General features: G+C 42.6%; 15 protein-coding genes and 1 tRNA gene. All 16 read right to left on the bottom strand.

All coding sequences use genetic code 11. The features are described 5' to 3' along the window. Window positions 1-9: 9 nt before the first annotated feature. The 16 genes from H5182_RS09145 to glmM all read right to left on the bottom strand — a co-directional run bounded on the left by H5182_RS09145 (window position 10) and on the right by glmM (window position 24,364). Window positions 10-405: a F0F1 ATP synthase subunit epsilon gene (locus H5182_RS09145; RefSeq protein WP_310741298.1), complete on the bottom strand. Its 396-nt coding sequence runs from the start codon at window positions 403-405 to the stop codon at window positions 10-12. After that, entirely contained in the window at window positions 389-1,909 is a 1,521-nt protein-coding gene (atpD, locus tag H5182_RS09140) for a F0F1 ATP synthase subunit beta (protein WP_182759906.1), read from the bottom strand. The genes H5182_RS09145 and atpD overlap by 17 nt, the downstream gene beginning before the upstream one ends. After that, on the bottom strand, window positions 1,906-4,299 hold the full coding sequence (locus tag H5182_RS09135; protein WP_182759905.1) for a phosphoketolase: 2,394 nt from the start codon (window positions 4,297-4,299) through the stop codon (window positions 1,906-1,908). Before H5182_RS09135 ends, atpD begins: the two co-directional genes overlap by 4 nt. A gap of 74 nt (window positions 4,300-4,373) precedes the next feature. Beyond that, on the bottom strand, window positions 4,374-4,610 hold the full coding sequence (locus tag H5182_RS09130; protein WP_182731035.1) for an SHOCT domain-containing protein: 237 nt from the start codon (window positions 4,608-4,610) through the stop codon (window positions 4,374-4,376). A gap of 311 nt (window positions 4,611-4,921) precedes the next feature. Further along, window positions 4,922-6,121: a magnesium/cobalt transporter CorA gene (gene corA / locus H5182_RS09125; RefSeq protein ID WP_182759904.1), complete on the bottom strand. Its 1,200-nt coding sequence runs from the start codon at window positions 6,119-6,121 to the stop codon at window positions 4,922-4,924. Window positions 6,122-6,123: 2 nt separating this feature from the next. Beyond that, window positions 6,124-6,939, bottom strand: coding sequence for a PRC-barrel domain-containing protein (locus tag H5182_RS09120; RefSeq protein ID WP_182759903.1), 816 nt, complete (start codon window positions 6,937-6,939; stop codon window positions 6,124-6,126). A 171-nt stretch (window positions 6,940-7,110) separates the two neighbouring features. Further along, complete coding sequence (locus tag H5182_RS09115) at window positions 7,111-8,310, bottom strand: acetate/propionate family kinase (protein ID WP_182734898.1); 1,200 nt, start codon at window positions 8,308-8,310, stop codon at window positions 7,111-7,113. Between the two features lie 302 nt (window positions 8,311-8,612). Beyond that, window positions 8,613-8,786 carry a hypothetical protein gene (locus H5182_RS09110; RefSeq protein ID WP_182734899.1) on the bottom strand — a complete coding sequence of 58 codons (174 nt, stop codon included), beginning with the start codon at window positions 8,784-8,786 and terminating at the stop codon, window positions 8,613-8,615. Between the two features lie 164 nt (window positions 8,787-8,950). Continuing rightward, complete coding sequence (locus tag H5182_RS09105; RefSeq protein WP_182731030.1) at window positions 8,951-9,661, bottom strand: Crp/Fnr family transcriptional regulator; 711 nt, start codon at window positions 9,659-9,661, stop codon at window positions 8,951-8,953. A gap of 466 nt (window positions 9,662-10,127) precedes the next feature. After that, window positions 10,128-11,846: a diguanylate cyclase domain-containing protein gene (locus H5182_RS09100; protein ID WP_182759902.1), complete on the bottom strand. Its 1,719-nt coding sequence runs from the start codon at window positions 11,844-11,846 to the stop codon at window positions 10,128-10,130. 97 nt (window positions 11,847-11,943) lie between these two features. Continuing rightward, window positions 11,944-20,535, bottom strand: a complete 8,592-nt coding sequence (locus H5182_RS09095; RefSeq protein ID WP_182759901.1) for a GH36-type glycosyl hydrolase domain-containing protein — start codon at window positions 20,533-20,535, stop codon at window positions 11,944-11,946. Between the two features lie 203 nt (window positions 20,536-20,738). Beyond that, entirely contained in the window at window positions 20,739-21,458 is a 720-nt protein-coding gene (locus tag H5182_RS22535) for a Crp/Fnr family transcriptional regulator (protein ID WP_182759900.1), read from the bottom strand. 215 nt (window positions 21,459-21,673) lie between these two features. Beyond that, a tRNA-Leu gene (locus H5182_RS09085) sits at window positions 21,674-21,758 on the bottom strand. Between the two features lie 82 nt (window positions 21,759-21,840). Continuing rightward, a complete protein-coding gene (gene secG / locus H5182_RS09080) occupies window positions 21,841-22,191 on the bottom strand; it encodes a preprotein translocase subunit SecG (RefSeq protein ID WP_169019853.1) in 351 nt (116 codons plus the stop codon). A 1-nt stretch (window position 22,192) separates the two neighbouring features. Then, window positions 22,193-22,942 (bottom strand): triose-phosphate isomerase, encoded by a 750-nt coding sequence (gene tpiA / locus H5182_RS09075; RefSeq protein WP_145239190.1) that lies wholly within the window; start codon window positions 22,940-22,942, stop codon window positions 22,193-22,195. A gap of 72 nt (window positions 22,943-23,014) precedes the next feature. Then, window positions 23,015-24,364: a phosphoglucosamine mutase gene (gene glmM, locus H5182_RS09070; protein WP_145239192.1), complete on the bottom strand. Its 1,350-nt coding sequence runs from the start codon at window positions 24,362-24,364 to the stop codon at window positions 23,015-23,017. Window position 24,365 lies beyond the last annotated feature (1 nt).

Genomic DNA, 24,365 nt, shown 5'->3' with positions numbered 1-24,365 from the left:
GAGGGCGCTTTACTGTTGTTTAAAGCTAACAAACTTATGCAGAAAACCGCTTTCCAATTTTGCCATTACTGCACGCACTTGCAGGGCTTGCTCATTGATTGCGAGAAAGTCTTGCTCAACAGCGGCGCGTAACTTAGTTAAATCGCTATCAACTAGGGCATTACGCACAGACACCAAAACATCGGGTCCTGTTTTCACCAACACTCCTTCATCTACGGCTACGAATATTTCGCCCTCGGCGATGGTTGAGAAAGTCAGAATGCCCGGCGTAAGCACCGCCACACAGTCAAGCCGATGCGGTAATAAGCCGTACGACCCACTGCTCGTTTCGACAATAATGTTGCTAATATCGGTTTTATCAATAAAGACCTGTGAGGGTAAAAGCAGTTTAAGGTGCATGTTCATTGTCTGCTCCAGCCGCTTTGGCGGCATTTTTCACTGTACTTGCGGTGTCAGTGGCACTTGATGCCTGTTTATTTGGTCTGCTCTTTAGTTTTGCTTCATCGATATTGCCTATCATATAAAGCGCACTTTCAGGATAATCTTTAAATTCATCGTTGAGGATACGCTCGCAGCCATCTAACGACTCATCAAGACTAACAAGTTTACCTTTATGATTAGTAAACTGTTCGGTGGTAAAAAATGGCTGAGTAAGAAAACGTTCCAGCCGACGCGCACGCCCAACGACGGAACGATCTTCCGGCGACAGTTGCTCTAAGCCAAGCATCGCAATAATATCTTTAAGCTCAGCATACTGAGCCAAAGTGCTGCGCACTTTTTGCGCCAGTTGATAATGCCGTTCACCAACAATACCTGGACTGGCCATTTTGGAGTTTGACTGTAGGGGATCAATAGCAGGAAATAGTCCTTCACTGGCGCGTTGTCGCGACAATACAATGGACGCAGATAGGTGAGAAAACGTATGTACCGCAGCCGGATCGGTAAAATCATCAGCAGGCACATACACAGCTTGAATAGAGGTAATAGCCCCATTATTGGTATTCGCAATACGTTCTTCTAAGCTGGCCAACTCGGTGCCCATCGTCGGTTGATAACCGAGTCGTGACGGCATTTGTCCCATCAAACCAGATACTTCAGAGCCTGCCTGAATAAACCGAAAAATATTATCAATCAATAACAATACATCACGGTGTTCATCATCACGAAAATACTCAGCCATGGTTAATGCCGCTTGACCAACCCGAAAACGACTCCCTGGTGGTTCATTCATTTGACCAAACACCATCACCATATTAGGTAATACACCTGCCGCTTTCATTTCCCGATAAAGCTCTTCACCTTCTCGACAGCGCTCACCTATACCGCAAAAAATGCTCACCCCTTTATGCTTGCCTACCATGTTATGGATCATTTCAGTGAGCAAAACTGTTTTACCGACCCCTGCACCGCCAAATAACCCTGCTTTGCCGCCTTTTTCTAGCGGCACGAGTACATCAATTACTTTGATACCGGTTGTGAAAATTTGCGACTGTGTAGAGCGCTCACTAAGTGTTGGTGGTGCTCGATGAACCGAGCGCCATTTAATATCTGTCAAACTGCCTTGACGGTCTATCGGTTTACCAAACACATCAAACATCCGCGATAAAATACCGCTGCCAACGGGTGCTAACAAAGGGTTACCACTGTCTTTAACTTGCATTCCGCGGGCGAGCCCTTGCGTTGGTGTTAAAGCTATACACCGTACCTGCTTGGCATTGCGTTGCTCTAACACTTCAATAACGACTTGCTCTATATCACCTAGCGCGATATCACTCAGATCTACGGTCAGTATTGAGTGAATACGCGGCAATTTTGTCGCAAAACAGACGTCAATGACACTGCCACGTATTGCTATTATGCAGCCAACATTTAACTTATTATCAGCGGGTTGCAGGACAGATGTGGTCATACTGATGAAGTCCAGTGCCAATCACGAATTTCTGGCATATCAAGGCCATTTTTGTTGATATATTTTTTATGCGCAATTAACTTTTCATGTAATAACTGCTTAAGCTCGATGCCTTTAGCGCCGGTTTGCGGTAATCGTTCGAGTGCATCAATAACCAAGTGAAAACGGTCAATTTCATTTAATACCGTCATATCAAAGGCGGTCGTAATTGTGCCTTCTTCCTTATAGCCGCGAGCATGAATATTGTGATGATTAGTGCGACGATAAGTGAGTTGATGGATAAGTGATGGGTAAGCATGAAAAGCAAATATTACTGGCTTGTCGGTGGTAAACAACGCATCAAAATCTTGGCAATTTAATCCATGCGGATGTTTGGTTTCTGGCTGTAAACGCATTAAATCAACCACATTAACCACCCTCACTTTAAGCGTTGGCAAATATTCACGCAAAATTGATACTGCCGCCAATGTTTCGAGTGTAGGCACGTCACCACAACAAGCCATAACCACATCAGGCGTTTGCTCAATGGCATCGTCACTAAGATTGCCAGCCCAATGCCAAATACCAATTCCTTGTGCGCAATGTTTTTCAGCTTCTTCCATTGTTAACCATTGCGGAGCTGGGTGTTTGCCTGCAATCACCACATTGACGTAATGACGGCTACGTAAACAATGATCCATCACAGACAATAAACAATTCGCATCGGGTGGTAAGTAAACGCGAACAATCTCCGCTTTTTTATTGACTACAACATCGATAAAACCCGGATCTTGATGGGTAAAACCATTATGATCCTGACGCCAAACATGAGATGCCAATAAATAATTAAGCGAGGCAATTTTAGGCCGCCACGACAATGCCGATGATACTTTTAACCATTTTGCATGTTGATTAAACATAGAATCAATAATATGAATAAACGCTTCGTAACAGTTAAACAACCCGTGACGGCCAGTCAGCAAGTAACCCTCAAGCCAGCCTTCACATTGGTGTTCACTGAGCATTTCGACCACTCGGCCGCTCGGTGCTAAATATTCATCATTCGCATACGTGGTCACATCCCATTGCCGACGGGTGGTTTCAAACAAGGCAGCCAAACCGTTGGAAATAGTTTCATCGGGACCAAACACCCGAAAGTTTTGCTCTTTATCATTTAACTTAGTGACGTCACGCAGAAATGGCGCAAGCACTCGGGTATCACCCACACCGCGTACACCAGGCGTTGTCACCTCGCAGGCGTAATCTCGGTAATCGGGCATTTTTAAATCTTGTAGTAATAAACCGCCATTAGCATGAGGATTTGCCCCCATACGGCGTTCACCTGTTGGCGCCAACGCGGCTATCTCTGGTAACAAACAACCACGTTCGTCAAACAGTTCTTGGGGTCGGTAACTACTTAACCAGTCACTTAATAACGCCAAATGTCCGGGATGATTCACCGGTGCTGAAATTGGCACTTGATGAGCGCGGAAGGTTCCTTCAATTTTATATCCATCGACTTCTTTAGGACCGGTCCAGCCCTTTGGCGAATTAAGTATGATCATCGGCCACGCTGGACGATTTAAGTCACCATTTTCACGCGCATTTTGTTGGAATTTTTTAATAAGCTGCACGGCTTTATCAAGGGCTGCCGCCATCGCTTGGTGCATCAGAGTTGGCTCATCACCCTCAACAAAAATAGGCGTCCAACCATAACCACGCATTAACTGCGTTAATTCGTCTTTAGGAATACGGGCAAGAATTGTTGGATTAGCAATTTTATAACCATTGAGATGCAGTATTGGCAATACAGCGCCGTCAGTGGCAGGGCTGAGAAACTTATTACTATGCCAAGCAGTTGCAAGCGGCCCCGTTTCAGCTTCACCATCACCAACCACACAAGCAACAATTAAATCGGGATTATCAAACGCCGCCCCAAAAGCATGGCTTAGGGAATAACCCAACTCACCACCTTCGTGGATCGAGCCCGGGCATTGGGGTGACGCATGGCTAGGGATCCCCCCTGGAAAAGAAAACTGTAAAAACAGCTTTTGTAATCCTGCTTCATCTTGACTGATGTCTGGGTAGATTTCGCTGTAGCTTCCTTCAAGGTAAGTATTCGCAACCACAGCAGGTCCGCCGTGACCAGGACCTGAAACATAAATCATATTTAAATCGTGTTGTTTGATCACTCGATTCAAGTGCACATAAATAAAGTTCTGACCTGGAGTTGTCCCCCAGTGTCCAAGTAACATAACTTTTATATCACTGAGTTCTAAAGGACGTTTTAACAAAGGGTTGTTGGACAAATAAATTTGACCAACCGACAAATAATTAGTCGCTCGCCAATAAGCATCAATCAGATATAATTGTTCAGATGTCAGTGTTCTACTCTTATCCTTGGCTTGCATCTTTGCTGCTCCAAAGAGCGTTTGTGCTACGCTCATAAAGACATAAGGAGTCTTAAAATTATTCAATTAAAAGACTAACTTTTATTGATTTCTTCCTTCATTTTGACAAATTCTTGTTGCTCTATATCACCACGCGCATACCGCTCATTAAGAATGTCGAGCGCCGTTTTATCAGTGTTCGCAACATAACGACGATGTGTGCGATAACTGTAACCCCAATGACTAAAACTCGAAATTAACAAAAACCATATACCGATCCATAAAAACCAACCCCAACCAATATACCAATCGTTCCAATAGCCATGATCCATTTGTATTCTCCTATTGAATAATCAAAATAAGACAACAACGTTGCTGCCGCCTTCTATACCATTGTAAAACGAGATAACTTCAAGCTCTGTGCGATAGCGTACTCATCACCATTAATCTTTGCTGAAATACTATAAAGCTTAAAGGTATTGCCCTGAGCAATAAACTAAATCAAGAATATACAAGATTTTTCGCTATCGTCGTTGCTTTGGCATTTACCTTAAGTACATGTATTCAAATTACAGTTACAACAATTTAAAGATAACTAATAGGCATTTAGATTCTATTAAAACAAGCTTGAAAACAGCTAAGATTAGCTATTGCCGAGCCAACCTTTGCGCCTAAAAAATATGAGTAATCCGATAGTGATCATAATAAAAACAGCCCAAATAAGCGGGTAACCCCAACGCCACGTCAACTCCGGCATAAATTGAAAATTCATACCGTAAACTCCGGAAATAAATGTTAATGGGATAAATACCGACGCCATAATAGTCAACATTTTCATGATCTCATTCATCCGATTAGAGATAGCTGACATATACAGGTCAGTTAAACCACTTGCGATCTCCCGATACGATTCAACAATTTCAACAATTTGAATCGTGTGTTCATAAACATCGCGTAAATATGGCCGTGTGGTCTCTTCAATTCTGCCGCCCTCTTCACGGTATAAGTGATCAACAACTTCCCGTAGTGGCCAAATAATACGCCGCAGCAGTATCAGCTCTCGTTTGATGCAATAAATACGATGTAGCACCGGTGGTGATGGACTTTCTAAGGTCAAAAGCTCGAGATCTTCGAGGATATCGCCATACCTTTCTAGTACGGGAAAACAATAATCAACGACAGCATCAAGCAAGGTATAGAGCAAATATCCGCTACCATTTTTTCGAATGCGACGATTTTCGTTCTGCAGGTGATCACGGATCGGTTGCCAAACATCGTCTGGGGCTTCCTGAAAAGAAATGAGTACTTTGTCATACACAAATATACTTACTTGTTCGATATCTGGCACCGAGTTTATTAACGTATCGTCAGACTTATGTGTTGAAGGCTTGAGCATGCGCAAAACAACAAACAAATGATCATCAAAAAACTCAATGCGGGGTCGTTGCGGAATGTGCAAAACATCTTCTGCAATCAATGTATGAAAGGCAAAATGTTGTTGAAACAAACTAATAATATACGGATGGATTGTACTGACATTAAACCATCTGACTTTAACCCATTTGGGCATCGGCTTTTTCAGAAACTCATCAAGGTTAGTAATTTCATTGGTTTCGATTCGTGTTGGCGAGTAATCCGTATAAGTAATTAATACAGTGCCGGGGGCGGGCGGATTCTGGGCATCAGCAACATGTTCAATGCCGGGTAATTCTCCCGGCTCAATTTGATGGTTCTGTTTATTGACTGAATTAGTTCGCGATAAATCAACTGTAGAATCAAGTAATGAAGCGACTAGCTGCTCTTTTGAAACTTGCCCTTTGATTGTTTTTTTAATCCGCTTCATGGTTATGGTGACGTTGAACTTTGTTTTACTGGTAAGTCGGATTCCTTACTCCAATATCCTTCCCTTGCGTAATGATCGTGCATAGCAATTTCCCAATCACGGTCCATTTTAACTAAAGGCTCATAAGCGGGAGCACCTTGAATTTCTGCACGAGTGTGATTCACTTTGACGGATGACTCAGCCCACTTCAGGTCATTAAACCAATGCGGAGCCACTAAAATATCATGACCTATCCACCAATCGTTGGCTCGCACAATGACATAACGTATGGCAAAGGTGTGCTCATCAATTAATAAGCCTTGTATATGTCCTATTTCACCGTCAGAGCCATTAACGACGGATCCTTTGACCTTTTGCCAACTGCGTAAATGTGGATCATTGTTTTGAGATGTTTTATCTTGCTTGGCTTCACTGGTATTGGGTTGTTGATTAGTCGTGTCGTTTTCTAGCATCCCCGCGACAGGATAAAGACCATTGCCCCATATACTAGTGCCGCCCCAATAAATAGGGTAACTGTAGTAACTAAAATATTTTATTTCTTGTTGTCTTGAAACCGGCTTATGGGCGCTAATGTCAGGACTATGATCGACTTGTTTTTGGCTCAAATTCACCGGCATCATTTTATTTGGCCAATCAGGTGTATCTAATGCGATGGGTGAAACTAAAACTTCGCGTTTGAAAAACCAATTATGAGTGGTAACCACAAGATAACGAATAGCCCAACCTTCATCATCAAAATATAAATCATTGATTTTACCTAAATCGCCATCAACTGATTGGATCTTACATGCCTTCAAGTCATCTGCGCTGTGCAACATAAATTTACTCCTAGTAGCATAAAGTTCGACATTCTTTCCGTGATTTTACGGTAAATAATCAGATGTTCCGTTCGATAGCATACATTAGCGAAAGAGTTAGCTTTACTAGAGGTTATAACTTTAGCTGATACTCTAAATCAGCTTATAGCGCGGCAAAATTGCAGCTTACAATTACTGAGATCCATCCAGCATAAGTAACTCACACACCATACTGGCAATCATTTGCTCTTCATCGGTATGAATAACATGGACGGTTACCGCCCCACCAGCAATGGAAATTATACTTTCGTGGTTATTATTACGAGTTTGGTCGAGTTCAATACCAAGGTACTGCATGCCTGCACAAATTTTTGCCCGTACACTTGCCGCATTTTCACCAATCCCCCCACTAAATACCAAAGTATCTAGTCCATTCAAAGAGGCACTATAAGCCCCGAGCCATTTTTTAGCCTGATAACAAAATAGTTCGATTGCCTGTGCTGCGCGTTGATCGGTATTTTCAAGTGGTAATAAATCTCGCATATCTGCGCTAATTTCAGATACCCCTAACAGACCGGATTGATGATTAAGGAGATGATTGCATTGTTGACTATTGATATTTTCATGCAGCTTAATGTAGTGGATAACCCCAGGATCTAAATCGCCACAACGTGACCCCATGACTAACCCACCACAAGGTGTAAACCCCATACTGGTGTCAATACAACGACCATCAAGTACTGCAGCCATACTCGCACCATTGCCTAAATGGGCGAGAATAATTCGTTGCGGCAATGGAGTGTTTTGATAGTTATTAGCCAATGCGGTCATTAAATATGTATAGGAGATACCATGAAAGCCATAACGCTGAATACCTAATGCATCAAACCGACGCGGAATTGGCAGCAACTTTGCTACTGGTGGTAATGAATGGTGAAAGGCGGTATCAAAGCAAGCGACCTGCGGTAGTTTAGGAAATTGTTGCTGCAGAGTGTCAATCAGCAATATTTCATTCGGTAAATGCTCTGGCGCATAAGGAATTATATCTCGTAGCTCAGCCAACAGTGCAGGCGTTATAAGCTCCGGCTTTGCATGTTGCCAGCCATGAACCAATCTATGGCCTACAGCAGTTATTTTTTCAAAACCAATGTGTTGCTGCAACCAATTGATTAGAAACTTGGCTGCTTCTTGATGATCATCACAATCAGGTTGAAGGCGACCATCCAGATTACGCTGCTTATCAACAAAGGTTAATAAAGTCCCTGCCATACCAATGCGCTCAATTTTTCCACTTAACAATGGCGTTGCTAAACCCGCAGGAGTAAATACAGCAAATTTGATGCTCGATGAACCCGCATTAATAGTAAGGATCTGCATATTCACAACTGACATTATGACTCCTTGAGCATAACGGTAGTAAAGTGAACTGCATGCTCGCTTTATTACCGCGTAAATTAGTGATTGGTGAATATGGCTTTTAGCTTTTTAATCTTTGTTGACCTAGGTAAATGATATCTGGTAAATCTTTTTTAGCGGCTTTAGCTTTAGCTGATTTTTTATCTCTCGGCTTGACAGTATGAGCTAATTTTTTCATAGTTACCTCTGGATTATGATTGTCTTAATCTCTTAATAACTCCGTGTAAAAACGTAAGCGTTAGAGTCGACGGTAAGTGTACTTGCTGCTGTAATACTCTTTATATATCGCTTATGTCTGAGTGTTTACGGTGCTCTGCTAATGTCTTTTTGGGTTTATTAGCGGATTGTTTAAATTGTGGTTTTTGCCCGCTATAACTGGTCTCTACTGCAGCGGCTTTTTGTTCACTTGGCACTTGTTTAACAGACTGTTCCTGAGTATTTGAAATTTTCATAATGACCTCTACCATCTTGCCCATTACGTCATTGTAAAAGGCTAACAAGATGAGTTTAAGGTGAGCTCATTTAACTATCTGTACGCTAGGGCACTTTACATGCTGAAATTTGTATCAATTGCGATTAAGGCGGTTAATAGGTGCTGAACATGTAAGATTAAAAATTATACCATGCTTGGAATTTCTCCTAATCTGTCTGTTTCCTTTTTAACCACTGCGTAACATTCACAACACAGCGTCTCAAGTTTGCATCTATCTGTCACCGTTATATGACCTCGCTTATAAGTGATCACGCCTAACTTTTGTAGTTTACCCGCAGCTTCAGTGACGCCTTCTCTTCTAACGCCTAGCATATTTGCAATTAACTCTTGAGTCATCGTTAGGTTATTGGTTCTCAGCCGATCGAGAGAGAGTAATAGCCATCGGCAAAGTTGTTGGTCAATCGAGTGATGACGATTACAAACCGCAGTTTGTGCCATTTGCGCAATTAATGTTTGGGTGTACCGTAATAGCAACATGCGAATTGTGGCATCATTATTAAATTCGCTACGTAATATCGCCGCTGGTAGGCAATACGCGTACCCTGCACTTTGTACAACCGCCCTTTTAGGAGTACTTTCTCCCCCCATAAAAACAGCAATTCCCACTAACCCTTCATTTCCGACAACTGATATTTCAGCTGATGAGCCATTTTCAGTCACATAAAGAAGCGAAACAATACAATCTATCGGAAAATACACACAAGTAAGATTTTGCCCAGACTCATATATCACCTTTCCCAAAGGCAACATGACGAGTTTAAGTTGAGGAAATACTTTATTTTTAGCTGCTAAAGGGAAGAAATTTAATAACTTGTTAGCGATTGGACTATTCATATTATTCCTTGAGCGCTTTATTATAGGCGCTCTTTATGCAGTAAACACTCAATGCAGAAGGCACTGAATGATTGCTACAACGTTATTATACTCTATCATCTTTTAGTATTTACTGATCTAGATTAGCCATTATAGTTTGCGGGTTATTTTATTTAGTGTGAACTCGCCTCAAAAGCTGATTTCTAAACATTATAAAGAATATTAATTGGACTATCGGCCATTATGTTTCCAGCTTAGCCGCTTATATAACTGATATGTGTGGAAAATGATTTGAACGTCATTTTTTAGCATCTAACTTAAAATTAATATAACAAAATCGTTATGCCATTTTGTTAGCGAAAAGTAAATATACATCTTGCGCGCTAATCAGTGCTTTGCCAAGACAAATTATTAAATTTCGCTTATTGCGTGCTGCTATTTATGGTTTCTAATTTTTATATTAAAATTTTAAAGAAACTTCAATGGGTTAAGCTTGTTTAAAAATTTGATAGCCATCATGTCCTCGTGATTTTGCCTGATACATTGCTTTATCAGCATTATCGATAAGAACATCACTTAATTTTCCTTCACTAGCCTGTTGCGGAGCCTCAATATCATGATGGAAAATACGAATACCTATACTCATATGCACGGATATTTTTTTGCCGTTAAGCTGATGCGGATTAATCAGCGTGTGAAGTAATTTACTGGTAAATGTTGCTGCATCATCAGCGTGCTCTATTTCAGAGAGCAATATCAAAAACTCGTCACCACCTTGTCGACAGACAGTATCACTTTGTCTCACCGCATCAGTCATTCGGTTAGCAATCGAACAAAGCAACTTATCTCCTAATTCATGACCGTGTAGATCATTCACTTTTTTAAATAAATCAATATCTAAATAAAGTACCGCCAATCGCTTATTATGTCGTTTAGCTAACACGAGAGCCTGATTTAGCCGCTCCTGAAAAAGTAACCGGTTAGGTAATCCGGTTAGCGGATCATGCTGCGCTAAGTATTTCATTTTGATTGCTTTTAGTTGCGACTGCGAGATATCTCGAAATATAAAAACCACCCCAATGGTTTCACCAAGCTCATTAAAGATAGTACGAGCAGATTCTTCGATTTGGATCTCAACACCGTCTTTACGCACTAATATACAATCGAAAGGCCGTTGCTCTCGCTGACTTTGTGCAAGCGTCGACTTCGCGATAACCGCTGAAGCAGACTCTTTAATCTTGAAAATATCACACAACAATAAACCAACAGCCTCACTGCAGTCCCAGCCAGTAAGTATTGATGCTGCTTGATTTAAATATAATACCTTGTCATTAATATCGGTGCTTAATATCGCATCACTCATAGCATCTAGGGTCAATTGCGCCGTAGTTGCGGGCAGTAAATCACGCCTAGTTTTAGTAACTGCAGCGGTTAACTTAGCTTTATTATCTCGTTTACTAAGCTTTTCTAGTGTAATTATGTAGCCATATGATTTTTTATTTTTTGCTATCGGCGTCGCGGTTACACGGACCTGACACAGCTGCTTACTTTGATAAATGATACACACATCAGAGCAAACAATTGTGTTATTTTTCTGAGCTGCTTGTAAATCCGTTAGTAAACGATTCTTATCATCATCATAGATTTGCGCCATCCAATGACAGCCTTGCGGTGTTGCTGCGCTATATGCCGTTATGGTGTTAAAAGCCTGATTGGTATAAATAATATTGCCGAACCAATCAGCAGCCATGATCCCGAGCAGTGAGCTGTCGCAAATTGCATGTAAGGTTTTAATACTGCGTTTTTGTAATTTTAAAGGCTGTGTTTGTAAAAGGCTAAAGCCCAACAACCGCATAAGCCAGTGCTGCCCTAAACTATGCTTATCAATAAACCCATGTGCACCTTGAGCCATCGCTTGCGATACAATTGCATTATCATTTGCGTTGCACAGTAACATAATAATCGTCTTCGGAGAGTTATGTCGAAGTCGATTTACAAACTCTGCGCTTTTAGCATTCGCTACTGATAAATCTAACAACACGACATCAATCGAGCTACTATTTATTAGCTCAAGCGCTTTTGTTTGCTCTTTTGCATAAACCACTTTAAATACCCGTAGTTGTGAATAATACAAAGAGGTACGTATGCGTTTTGCTAAAGATGAATTCTGTGCAAGCAATAGCACTGTTATCGTCTTAATTATCATAGTTAACCTACGGGTTGTTGGATTTTCAGTTTATAGCTCTGATGCCCTTAGGCGCTCGACTAATTAACCTGAGCTTCGGTTAATCAATCTGCAGCGGCTAATGCTTATCTGACTTGACGCTCGCCGATATCATCAAACGATGATAGCCGTCTTTGAGCTCCACACTCACCAATGACCCTTGGTTAGCTAATAAAATACCATTAAGCTCTGCATGCAATAGATTATTCGCAAGCGGTACTTGATTATTTACTGTTATATCAAGGTGGCTATTCGCGATTTTTATTGCAGCGCTAAATTCAGGCCAATGATCGGGGATACAGGGTTGAATAATTAAATTTTTACCCTCACGACGAATACCTAAAATACCTTCTAACCCCGCCTGATACATCCAACCAGCAGCACCGGTATACCAAGTCCAACCACCTCTGCCAATATAAGGTGAAATTGAATAGATATCAGCGGCTACGGCATAAGGTTCAACTTTATAACGTTGGACTTTTTCGCTATCGCTGGCGTGATTAATCGGGTTGACCATGGCAAATAAATCCACGGCTTTTTTACCTTCGCCCTGCTTAGCTAACGCTAAAATAAACCACATAGCAGCATGACTGTATTGACCACCATTCTCTCTTAAACCGGGAGGGTAACCTTTAATATATCCGGGATTATGAGTGGTTTGATCAAAAGGCGGGGTAAATAACAAGGCCAACCGTTCTTGCTGCTTGATAAGATGAGTTTCAACGGCAGACATGGCTGTCATGACTTTGTGTTGATCTGTACCATTTGCTAATACCGCCCAAGATTGAGCAATAGAGTCGATTTGACACTCATCATTACTTTTTGACCCAAGCCAAGTACCATCATCAAATGTTGCTCGACGATACCACTGTCCATCCCATGCTTGTTCATCAATACAAATACGCACTTTTTCAGCATGTTCTTGCCAATGCTTGCCTCGTAGTCGATCCGCTTCAGTTTCTTGTTCAAGCGCATAAACGGCAAATAAGTCTATAGCACGTATCAACAGCCAGCCAAGCCATACACTCTCGCCCTTTCCAGCCGCTCCTACTAAGTTCATGCCATCGTTCCAGTCGCCAGTTCCCATCAATGGCAGGCCATGTTCACCCGTTAACTGAATACTTTGATCCAGTGCGCGAGCACAATGTTCAAATAGACTGGCAGACTCTTCGCTAACGTTCGGTTTAAAGTAGGCATCATGCTGCTCTTTGCCAAGCGGCTTGCCCTCTAAAAATGGGATAGCTTGCGTTAATATCGCTTTATCACCCGTTACTTTTATATAGTTTGCGGTTGCCAATGCTAACCAAACGCGATCATCTGAGATATGAGTTCGTACCCCTTGTCCTGAATGCGGCAACCACCAATGTTGTACATCACCTTCAACAAACTGCCTACCCGCCGCACGTAAAATATGCGCTCTGGTTATTGCAGGCTGGCTTAAGGTTATGGCCATACCATCTTGCAGTTGATCACGAAATCCATAAGCGCCACTGGCTTGATAAAAAGAAGATCTCGCCCATATTCGACACGCTATAGTTTGATACATCAGCCAGCCGTTGAGCATAATATCCATAGCGCGATCCGGGGTTTTTACCTGCACCTTATTTAATAGGGTGTGCCAATGGTTTTGTACACCGGCAAACACCTCATCCAGATCTCTTTGTCGGTAATTGCTAACCAATTCTAAGGCATGTTGCTCACAATCGCCTTGGCCAATAAACATGATAACTTCACGGCTTTCACCATCAGCAAGCTCAATATCAGTTTGTAAAGCGCTGCAATGATCATAACCTGCACCAACAGTACCAGATAAAGATACCTGCTGACTTAGAGCCCTTGGCGCTGCCTTAGTGCCATTGCGGCCAATAAATTCGCTCCTATCGGTTGTCCATGCGGTTTGCGCACCTGCCATATCAACAAAAGCAACACGTTTTGGAAATGCCATTCCCCACCGATTATGCAATAAAATTGTATTGCTGTTTGCATCTAACGAGCTGGTAATAAAACAGTCAGAGGTACTACGCGATGTGCCAAGGACCCATTCCACATAAGCCGTTACTGACAGCCGACGTTTTCGACCTGACTCGTTGTGTATGGTTAATCGAGAGATTTTAATTGCATCGTCCAGTGGCACATAATGCAATAAATCTAATGATAGTCCGCTAACCTGATGCTTAAACCGACTAAAGCCATAACCGTGATGTATTATATAACTGCCCTTGTCCTGTGCGGGCTGAGCCGTTGCAGTATAAATTTCACCACTGTCTTTATCACATACATAAGCAATCTCACCAATGGGGTCTGACACGGCATCATTTGACCAGGTGGTCAGTTGGTTTTCTCGGCTGTTTTCTGACCACGTATAGCCACTGCCTTCAGCCGAAACATGAAAGCCAAAACTCGGGTTAGCAATAACATTAAGCCAAGGTGCAGGCGTGCATTCACCATTGTGCAAACGAATGACATATTCACGCCCATTATCAGCAAAACCGCCTAAACCGTTAAAAAACTCCAGCTCTGGTAAGTTCGCTTTTGGCAATTGTGTATTCGCGTTTAACGTTCGTGGTTGATGATTTAGCATGCTAGTTACCGCCTGATTGCGCGTTTTTGCTGTACGTAGAAAAAATTGCTTATTTATAAAGCCATGGCGAGCGACTAAAACCACTCGGGCAATAGCATGCAGCATATCGCGAGTCTCGCTGTTTATCATGTCAGCACGAAATACATGCACTGCCCCAATGCTCTGCTCTGCCAAATAATCACGATTAAAAGATGGTCGAGATTGGCTACTGCGCACAGCCGTCTCTATTGCATTATGTAAGTCTTGCATGTAACCCGAGGGGTGTTCATTGATGATCACCAGATCGACCGCTAGACACTTCATTCGCCAGTATTCATGGGCCCGTAAAAGCTGCTTAACCTTTGCGATATCTTCAATATCATCAATTAATAACAACACGATGGGGAGATCACCAGAAATTGACTGCGCCCACAGTTCAGACTGACACTTAATCCCTTTTATGATGTCTGCTGATGACGCTTTAAAGCGCGGATCTGCATATAAAATTGGGGCTGCTAAGCGTTGAAAATCTGCCACCTCGGTATATTCAATACCTAAGTGACGAAGCTGTACTTGCGCTTGGGTCCAGGCCAGCGTTTTTGCTCTATCATAAGCATTAGCATCGTTGTGCCTGTCTATCATCGCTATTAGTTTTTCTTTGGACGGCGCCACCACGGTCCAAAATGCGATGTTCACGGCTCCTTGCGCAGGCACTTTAATACGATATCGTAAGGACAATATGGGATCCAGTACACACCTCACCGTATTTGATAGCTCCTTACTCGAAGAGCATGCGGTTAAAGTCATGGCTTGTGCACTGACTAAGTTATTACCACGCCCGATAAATTCGGCACGACTGGTTTCATATTGTGGCTCTGCCGTTATCTCCCCCTCTATAATCGCAAAATGGCCAACCCAAATATCAGCGTCATCTGCAGAGCGTTTGCGCCGCGTCGCGATAATCGCTTTATATTCTTGATTAAACTCGGTCTGCACGAACATTTTAGCAAATGCGGGATGGGCGTTATCATTCGCAGCTGTTGCAAGTACTAATTCTGCAAATGAGGTAAGCTCTATTTCATGACTGAAATGACCTTGATTGCTTATTGCTATTTTTCTTACTTCACCATCATCCTCCCCCGACACTAACACATCCATTGTGGTGGTTAAGTTTCCTTCTATTTTCATAAACCTTGCGTGATCTTCGCTAAAAACACACGGATTAAACTCACCACCAGAGCTCACAAAGGGTTGCGCAGTACTAGACCAGTTCTTGGCGGTTTCAACATCTCGTAGCAGAATAAATGAACCACTGGTATCACAGCTCGGATCGCTATGCCATCGCGTAATCGCAAAATTCCCCCAACGGCTATACCCTGTGCCGGTTGCCGTTAACATGACTGTATAGCGTCCATTTGATAATAGATGCGTGGTCGGCTCCACATCCATTGCAACCTTTATGTGCCTAACTGTATTCGCTTCACTGGCATCAACACTGGCAGATTCCCTGACTTCTTCAGCGCGAGGATGCCCTATTGCAACATCTCTGGGCATTCTTTCTTGCAACAGTAACTCACAGGCTTGAATACATGGCTCTCGATGAAAACGCGAACGCATTAAGCCATCGCGTAAACAATTTAAAATAGCGACAATGGTCATGCCCTGATGATGCGCCATAAAACTGCGAACAATGGCAACGTCGCTGCCCGACTGCACACGTGAAGGAGTAAAGTCTAACGCTTCAAAGAAACCATAACGCCCGCATGCTCCAATACTGTGTAGCCGTTGATAATTTTCTACCGCAGCAGCTGGATCAATCATACTTGCCAAGCCTGTTGCATAGGGGGCAATGACTCTATTTTCTGACAGCCCTCGCTTTAAGCCCAAACCTGGCACGCCAAAATTAGAGTATTGATAGGTAAATTCAATATCTCGGGCATTAAAACCTGACTCAGAGATCCCCCATGGGATCCCCAGTTGACTCGCGTAACTTTGTTGGCGTTCAACCACTAAGCGGTTGGTTTGTTCAAGTAAACTTCCTACTGGCGCTCGCATGATCAAAGACGGCATAAGATATTCAAACATCGAGCCTGACCAAGAGATCAGTGCAGAGCCTTTACCTAATGGCGTTGCTGTGCGTCCTAAATGAAACCAATGTTTAGTAGCCACATCGCCTTTGGCAATAGCAAACAAGCTGGCTAATCTCGCTTCAGATGCCAGTAAATCATAACAGTTAGCGTCAAGACTATTGTCAGACTGCGAATAACCAATCGATAGCAACTTTCTTTCTTGATTAATTAAAAAAGCAAAGTTCATCCCGTTAGCCATCTCTCGCGCTGTTTTTGCTAATTTTTTCAGTTGGTGCATTAGGTTAACATCTGCTTGAGCCGAATAAACTTTCAGTTGATGATCTTGTAATTGCTCACCAGCCAAGGTCGCTATAGCTTGCAGCCAAAACCTAATATCATCAAAGGTAGCATCCGCAGTTAACTCAAATATGGGGAGTTCGAAGGCGTGGTTAACTAATTTAATTATGCTAGGGCTGATATGCTCTATCGTACCCGCAGTATCAATCAGCGCGGTTATTTCGGCCACAATAGCATTCAGTACTTGGGAATCTTGTGAGTCAATTAAAGTATTCGTTGTAATGGCCTCACTCAGCAAGCTGAGGTTATCTTGCATCCCCGTGTTGAAATGATGATCTGTGGTCATCTGTTGCCATTCATCTAAAGCGTTCGCCAAGGTGATCAAGTGGCCGGCAAAGTTACCACTGTCTACTGAGGAAACGTACGCTGGATTTAACGTTGCTAAGTTTTGGGTGGCATACCAATTATAAAAATGCCCTTTGCACTTAGCTAACTTATTAAGGGTGGCAAAGGTTGCTTCTAAACGATTAACGACAGCTTGCAGACCTATCCAACCAAAATCTCGCGCAGCAACGGCTGATAATAAATAAAGTCCAATATTAGTGGGTGATGTACGATGCGCGATCACCGGTTCTGGCTCTTGTTGAAAGTTGTCTGGCGGCAACATATTGTCTTCATCAGTCACAAAGGTTTCAAAATAACGCCATGTTCGACGAGCGGTCAATCTAAGCATATCAGCATATGGTTCTGCGTTATTAAGGTCGCTTGTCGCAATAGGACGACTACTGTAATAAGCTAATAGAGGAGCTGTTAGCCATAGTAATAAAAATGGCAACACGAGCGGCAAAGTCGCTGGCATATTGATCAGTATCGCAAAGCATATTAGCTGACTAACGAGTGTGCCTTGGTACATTGTTTTATAAAAGCCGAGAATATTCAGCCGCGGATCACCATTGGATTGCGCCGAGCTGGTCCATTCTAATAGATGACTACGAGTGACAAATAAGCGGATCAATGTTCGCCCGATGGCATCCATGGCTCGCCAACTTTGATCAGGTAAAAATGCCACTTTAAAAAACACTTGCGCTGATGCTAGACGCAAATCACCAAACCACATTCTAATATGGTGACGAAATTCGACACTAGGTCTTGGTGGGATAAGTGAAAATAAACAGGGAGTAAATACTGGAATGGCGATGGTAGCTAATAATAAAACCGTACTTATTGCTGCTAATGGTAATGGCAATAGCCAGCATAACAGCAATGCCAAAAAGGTGATTGGTGCAATTAAAGAACGTCTTAGGTTGTCCAATAATTTCCAACGACCAACCCACGACACGGCATCTGCGCCAGAAAATTTACCGAATATCCAAGGTAATAGTTGCCAGTCTCCTCTAGTCCAACGATGTTGCCGTTTTTCCAATACATCGTAGCGAGCTGGAAACTCTTCAACAACCTCAACATCCGACACCAACGCCGCACGCGCAAATATACCTTCAAATAAATCATGGCTTAGCATTACATTTTCTTTTACTCGCCCAGCAAGGGCTGCTTCAAATGCATCAATATCATAAATGCCTTTTCCGGTATAAGAACCTTCGCCAAACAAGTCTTGATAAACATCTGAATTTGCCGCTGCGTAAGGATCCATTCCTCCCGGACTGGAAATAACACGTTGATAAAAAGACCCCTGTGCACCAATAGGCAATGAAGGCGTGACACGAGGTTGAATAATGCCATAACCGGCTTCAATCCGTTGTGTCTTAACATTAAAGCGAGGACGGTTAAGCGGATGCCCCATCCGGCTAATAAGCCGTAAGGTAGTTTCACGCGGTAACCGCGTATCAGCATCAAGTGTGATCACATAGCGAACATTTTCTGGGACTTCTAATGTTCTGCCAGCCAAGGGGATAAAACTAGTATCAGTGGCTCCTCGCAGCAAACGGTTTAATTCATGTAATTTGCCTCGTTTGCGCTCCCACCCCATCCATTTATTTTCACTGGGGTTAAATTGTCTACCTCGATACAGTAATAAAAATCGCTTACCCGCAGGACCGGATGGATAAGTATGATTTAAACGGTCGATTTGTTCTGCCACTATTGTCAGCATTTGATTATCACTTTCTAACACTTGTTGATCGGCATCTAAACCATCAACTAATAATGCAAATGTTAAATCGCCGTCGACCCCACCTAAATAGTGCACTTGTAAACGCTCTACTTGTTGACAAAGATCGCTTGAATTAGTCAATAATGTTGGCACCGCGACCAAAGTGCGTAATGACGTTGGCACACCTGTTTTAAATTCAAGCCCAGGTAACGTGCCATTTCTTAGCCGCCAAGTTACCGAACGATTAATAATTGCGGTTGAAATTTCGGTGGCGGGTAAAAACCCGATAATTATTAATACTAAGAATAAATCGAGTGGCAACTGGCGAAAACCAAATAAAGAAATAGATCCAATCACTAATCCAAGTGCTAAGAGTAAAATTGATGCGGCATAACCTACTAAGCCGATTTTGATATGTAATCGGCTGAGCCAAAGCCCTAAATTAGGCCGAAATTTTAGTGATTGTTCAAACTGTGCTCTGCCTTTGTCGATTAAGTAATAACCGGGGTCACCAAGGCGCTCGGCTTCTTGCTGGTTGTGGGTATTTTTCTTTGCATCTCTGCCCGCCTGCAGTGCCAGTTTAGCGACCTTAACTTCAGAAAGCTTTGAGCCTCGTGACAATTGTTCAATGGCATTGCGGTATAGGTTACGAGTAACGGCATCCATGTCACCAAATGCACTTGCACAACGCAATTTTTCATCAACGAGACTGACCTTTTCAAAAAGATCAGTCCAGTCCATATCGGTGATCAACCGCATACTGGTTATGATATTTCGAACAGTCACATTGGACGCACCTTCGCGTTGCTGCGAATGTTGAACTACATCATCAACGCTAAGGCCTTGTTCATTTAATTTTTGTTCTAACCATTTCAGCGCGGGAGTGATATGTGGGTCTTGATCGCGTAATCGTTTCGCAAGTTGTGCAGCAAAAACTTCCGATAAAGGGGCTGAGGAACGCGTTTGGAGCTGAGCTAATAAAACAGTATCAGCGTTGCCGGACACCATAAGACGGTCAGTAAGCTGATCCGCATCATCACGGTCAATGCGCCCAACAGAAATTTGGTCAACAAGTCGACGTAAATTTTCAATTAATACTATACGCAACGTAATCGCGACGGCCCATAGTTCGCCAATGGTGAGAATATTGATGGTTTGATAGGCTTTTATAAACTTACAAAGGCTCTGCTCGTCAAAATGACTATCCGTGTGGGCAACATACGCCCACGCCAAACCAAAAACTCGTGGATACCCCGCGAAAGGGCCACTGGCTAGCTTTGGTAATTGGCGATAAAAGCCATCTGGTAGATCATCTCTGACTTCACGAATTTGTTGCTCAATTAAATGATAATTATCCAGTAGCCATTCCGCCGCAGGAACGACACTGTGCCCTGCAGCCAATGCTTTGGCGTTAGCATGATAGGCTGCCAACAATACTGATGCATTTTGTTTGAGACGAACCTGTAATGATACAACTCTGGCAGTTGATTTTGACACTTCTTGTGCTTGAGCCAAACTGATTGCATGCTGCTCTAATCGCTCAACTCCGAAGAGTTCTTCGCGAACAGGCTGAACACTATTCCACGGTGGTTTTACAAGTTGAGAGCAAAATAGTGAAGAAATGATATTTGACATAGTTGTCCCTAATTCTCTGCTGATTGGTGATCGCTAATTGAGAGTACTATTTTTAAAATGAGCTCATGTGTGTGAACAGCTTAATTTTCAGAGCCATACTTTCTGTGTTTCATTAGAGATAATGTAACTGGAAAATTTCTATGATTCGGTACGACAACGCACATAGTCACTATCTGTTGCGATATAGCGCAGAGCATTGTCTGCTATTTATAAATAGCTGATGTTTTTTGGTAACTATTCACCGCTGCAAAATAGCATTGACAGGATGACTGTTCGAGGCCAGCTCTGGACAAAATACTAATCTGTCCGCGGTTATAACTTATAATTCCCTGCTGCTGTAAATAACCTGCCGCAATCGTCACTGCACTGCGCCTTACACCCAGCATTTTCGCTAACAACTGATGTGTTAACTGCAGATGATCTGAATGAGTACGATCCTGTGTCATTAATAGCCATCGAGCAAGGCGTTGCTTCACTTCATGAGCGTTATTACATGCGCCCGTTTGAGCGAGTTGTTGCATCACCACGTAGAGATAATTAAGTATTAATTTTCTCACTAGCGGATTGCTTTCTAACCTGTGATTAAATTTTGCAGCGTCCATTCGTAGCGCACGTCCTGAACTTTGGACGATCGACTTCATAGCAGCGTTTGAGTTTTCAAGCGCAAGCGTGGCACCTAGCATGCCCTCATTACCAATTAATCCCATCGCAAAAGACTGTTTTTCGACAACCTCGATAAGTAATGAAATACAGCCCGTTACTGGAAAATAAACATATTTTATCGCTTCATCAGCAATATTGAGTGTTTCGCCAAACAACAGCTCTACTGGCGTGCAATTTTCAACAAACCATTGGTATTCGAGTCTAGGTAAATAGTTTAATAAATGATTGCTTACAACTGGTAAGGTGCACGTTGCAGTCACTCAGGCCTCCAATGGATAAATCCATATATCAAAGAACGTAATAGTTATTGATAACTTGGACTAACCGTCGTTTTTCGTCTGTGCGCTACAGCGCTATACTTGAAGTGATGCTAATTTAAATAAACGGGGAAGCTAATCGAGGTGAGAGTCTGTGCTAATTGCAGACCACAAAAAGCAAAAAACCAGTAACATCGCTGTTACTGGTTTTTATAAGATGGTGCGGTTGGGGGGACTTGAACCCCCACGCCCGAAAGCACTACCCCCTCAAGGTAGCGTGTCTACCAATTCCACCACAACCGCATTGTTAAAGCTTTCGCTTTAGGTGTTAAACATATGATTTATTTGAGGATGATAAATCGTTTAACGATACTTTTAATAAGTATTAATTTGGTACGTCAGATTTCTCTTTAGTTGATGTTACTGGAACATCGTCAGCTGCAGGAGCAATTGTTTCAACTGCTGGTGCTGCTTCTAGGTTTTCCCACTCATCAGTCTTTTTGATCTGACCTGCAGTTAAGTTACCTAGTACAATACTTAGCACAAAGAAAACACTGGCTAAGATTGTAGTTGTTTTTGTCATAAAGTTACCTGCACCTGACGAACCGAAAACGGTTGCAGAGGCACCAGCACCAAATGATGAACCCATGTCCGCGCCTTTACCTTGTTGAATTAAAACCATACCAACAAGCGCTAAAGCAACAACTAAATAAACTACTAATAAAATTTCGTACATCTTATACGGTCCCTTTTGCACTTTCGCAGATTGCAGTAAATAACTCTGCTTTTAGACTAGCGCCACCAATCAGGCCGCCGTCTATATCTGGTTGTGCAAATAATAATTCGCTATTTTTTTCATTTACGCTGCCACCATAAAGAATGGTCAGCCCTTGTGCTAAATCACTACTGTTAGCAGCAATTTTATCACGGATAAATTTGTGCACATGTTGTGCTTGTTCAGGCGATGCAGTCTTACCTGTGCCAATGGCCCAAACGGGCTCGTATGCTATCACAGAATCTTTCAGTGCTGCTAGACCTAATTTATCAATTACTGCATCAATTTGTGCAGCAACGACTAATTCAGTTTGACCTTGTTCGCGTTGCTCTTCACTTTCACCAACACATAAGATAGGTGTTAAACCCACTTGTTGTGCACGAGCAAATTTAGCTGCAACAGTGTCATTGCTTTCGCCGTAGATACTACGACGTTCAGAGTGACCAACTAACGTATATTGGCAACCTAAATCTTTAATTAATTGCGCATCAACTTCACCAGTAAATGCACCCGGTTCATTTTCAGAAACCGTTTGTGCCCCAGTTGTTACACCTGTTGCTGTTAGCATAGGTAACAATGGGTAAGGTGGAAATACCACAACGTCTATCTGATCTGATTTTACGTTGTTGATAGCGTCAGATAATTGCTGTACTAACTCTTTCGAGCCGTTCATTTTCCAATTGCCTGCGACCATTGGCTTGCGTATTGCCATTTTTCCACTCCACATTAGAAAGCGGGCGAGATAGTAACTCGACTCGCCCAAAGTTACAAGAGGTTATTGTTCTTAATCAGTTTGTTTGCTCATAGATTCGACAACTGCAGCAATTTTTTGTGCACTATCAAGGACTATTTTCTCTTCTTCGGCTTCTACCATCACGCGAACAACCGGCTCAGTGCCAGATTTACGTAATAACACACGGCCTTTACCAGCAAGTTGTTTTTCAACATCAGCAACCGCAGCAATAACCTCTGGTGCAAGTGTTGGATCTGTGCCCGCTTTATAGCGCACATTAATCATCTTCATCGGGTATTTAACAAACCCTGCGCCAAGATCTTTTAGCGTACGATTTTGCGCCACCATAGCAGCCAAAACTTGTAGGCTTGAAATGATGCCATCACCGGTGCTGATCAAATCCAGATTCAATACATGCCCTGAGCTTTCACCGCCGATTTTCCAGCCTTTTTCTTGTAGTAATTCCATTACATAACGGTCACCCACTTTACTGCGAGCAAACTCAATACCTTTCGCTTTAAGCGCGTTTTCAAGACCCATATTAGACATTACCGTGCCAACAACACCGCCGCCTAACATGTCATCATTGGCAGCTTGGCAGGCAATAATGTAAACAATATCATCACCATCAAAGACGCGGCCATTGTGATCAACCATCATTACACGGTCGCCATCACCATCATAGGCAATGCCGACATCAGCATTATGTTCTAATACTTTGCGTTTTAATGCATCAACATGGGTAGCACCGCATTCTAGGTTGATGTTTACACCATTTGGCTCGCAAGCATGGCTGATTATCTGCGCGCCTAACTCACGCATTACTGATGGTGCGATATGATAAGTTGCACCATTGGCACAATCTAATACAATCTTTAAACCTTCTAACGACAGGCCTTGTGGGAATTGGCTTTTACAAAACTCAATATAACGGCCATCAGCGCTTTCTAAACGGCGGGCTTTACCTAGCTTATCGGATGCTACACAGGTCATTGGTTCATCAAGCATTGCTTCAATTTGTAGCTCTACTTCATCAGCCAACTTCAAACCTCGGCCACAAAAAAACTTAATGCCGTTGTCATGATATGGGTTATGAGATGCACTGATCACAATTCCAGCTTCAGCACGAAATGTTTGCGTTAAATACGCAACGGCTGGCGTCGGCATCGGGCCAAGTAACACCACATCGATACCTGCGGCGATCAAACCTGCTTCAAGTGATGTCTCTAACATATAACCAGAAATGCGAGTATCTTTACCAATAATGACTTTCTTAGTGCCATTTTTTGATAGAACCTTGCCTGCAGCCCAACCTAATTTAAGTGCAAATTCTGGTGTAATTGGGTATTCACCCACCATGCCACGTACACCATCGGTGCCAAAATACTTTCTTTCTTTCATT

Source organism: Pseudoalteromonas sp. SG44-17 (genome assembly GCF_014164235.1).
Lineage (GTDB): Bacteria > Pseudomonadota > Gammaproteobacteria > Enterobacterales > Alteromonadaceae > Pseudoalteromonas > Pseudoalteromonas rhizosphaerae.
Note: the sequence above shows the minus strand (reverse complement) of the source record. Positions and strands in the feature narration are given on the sequence as shown.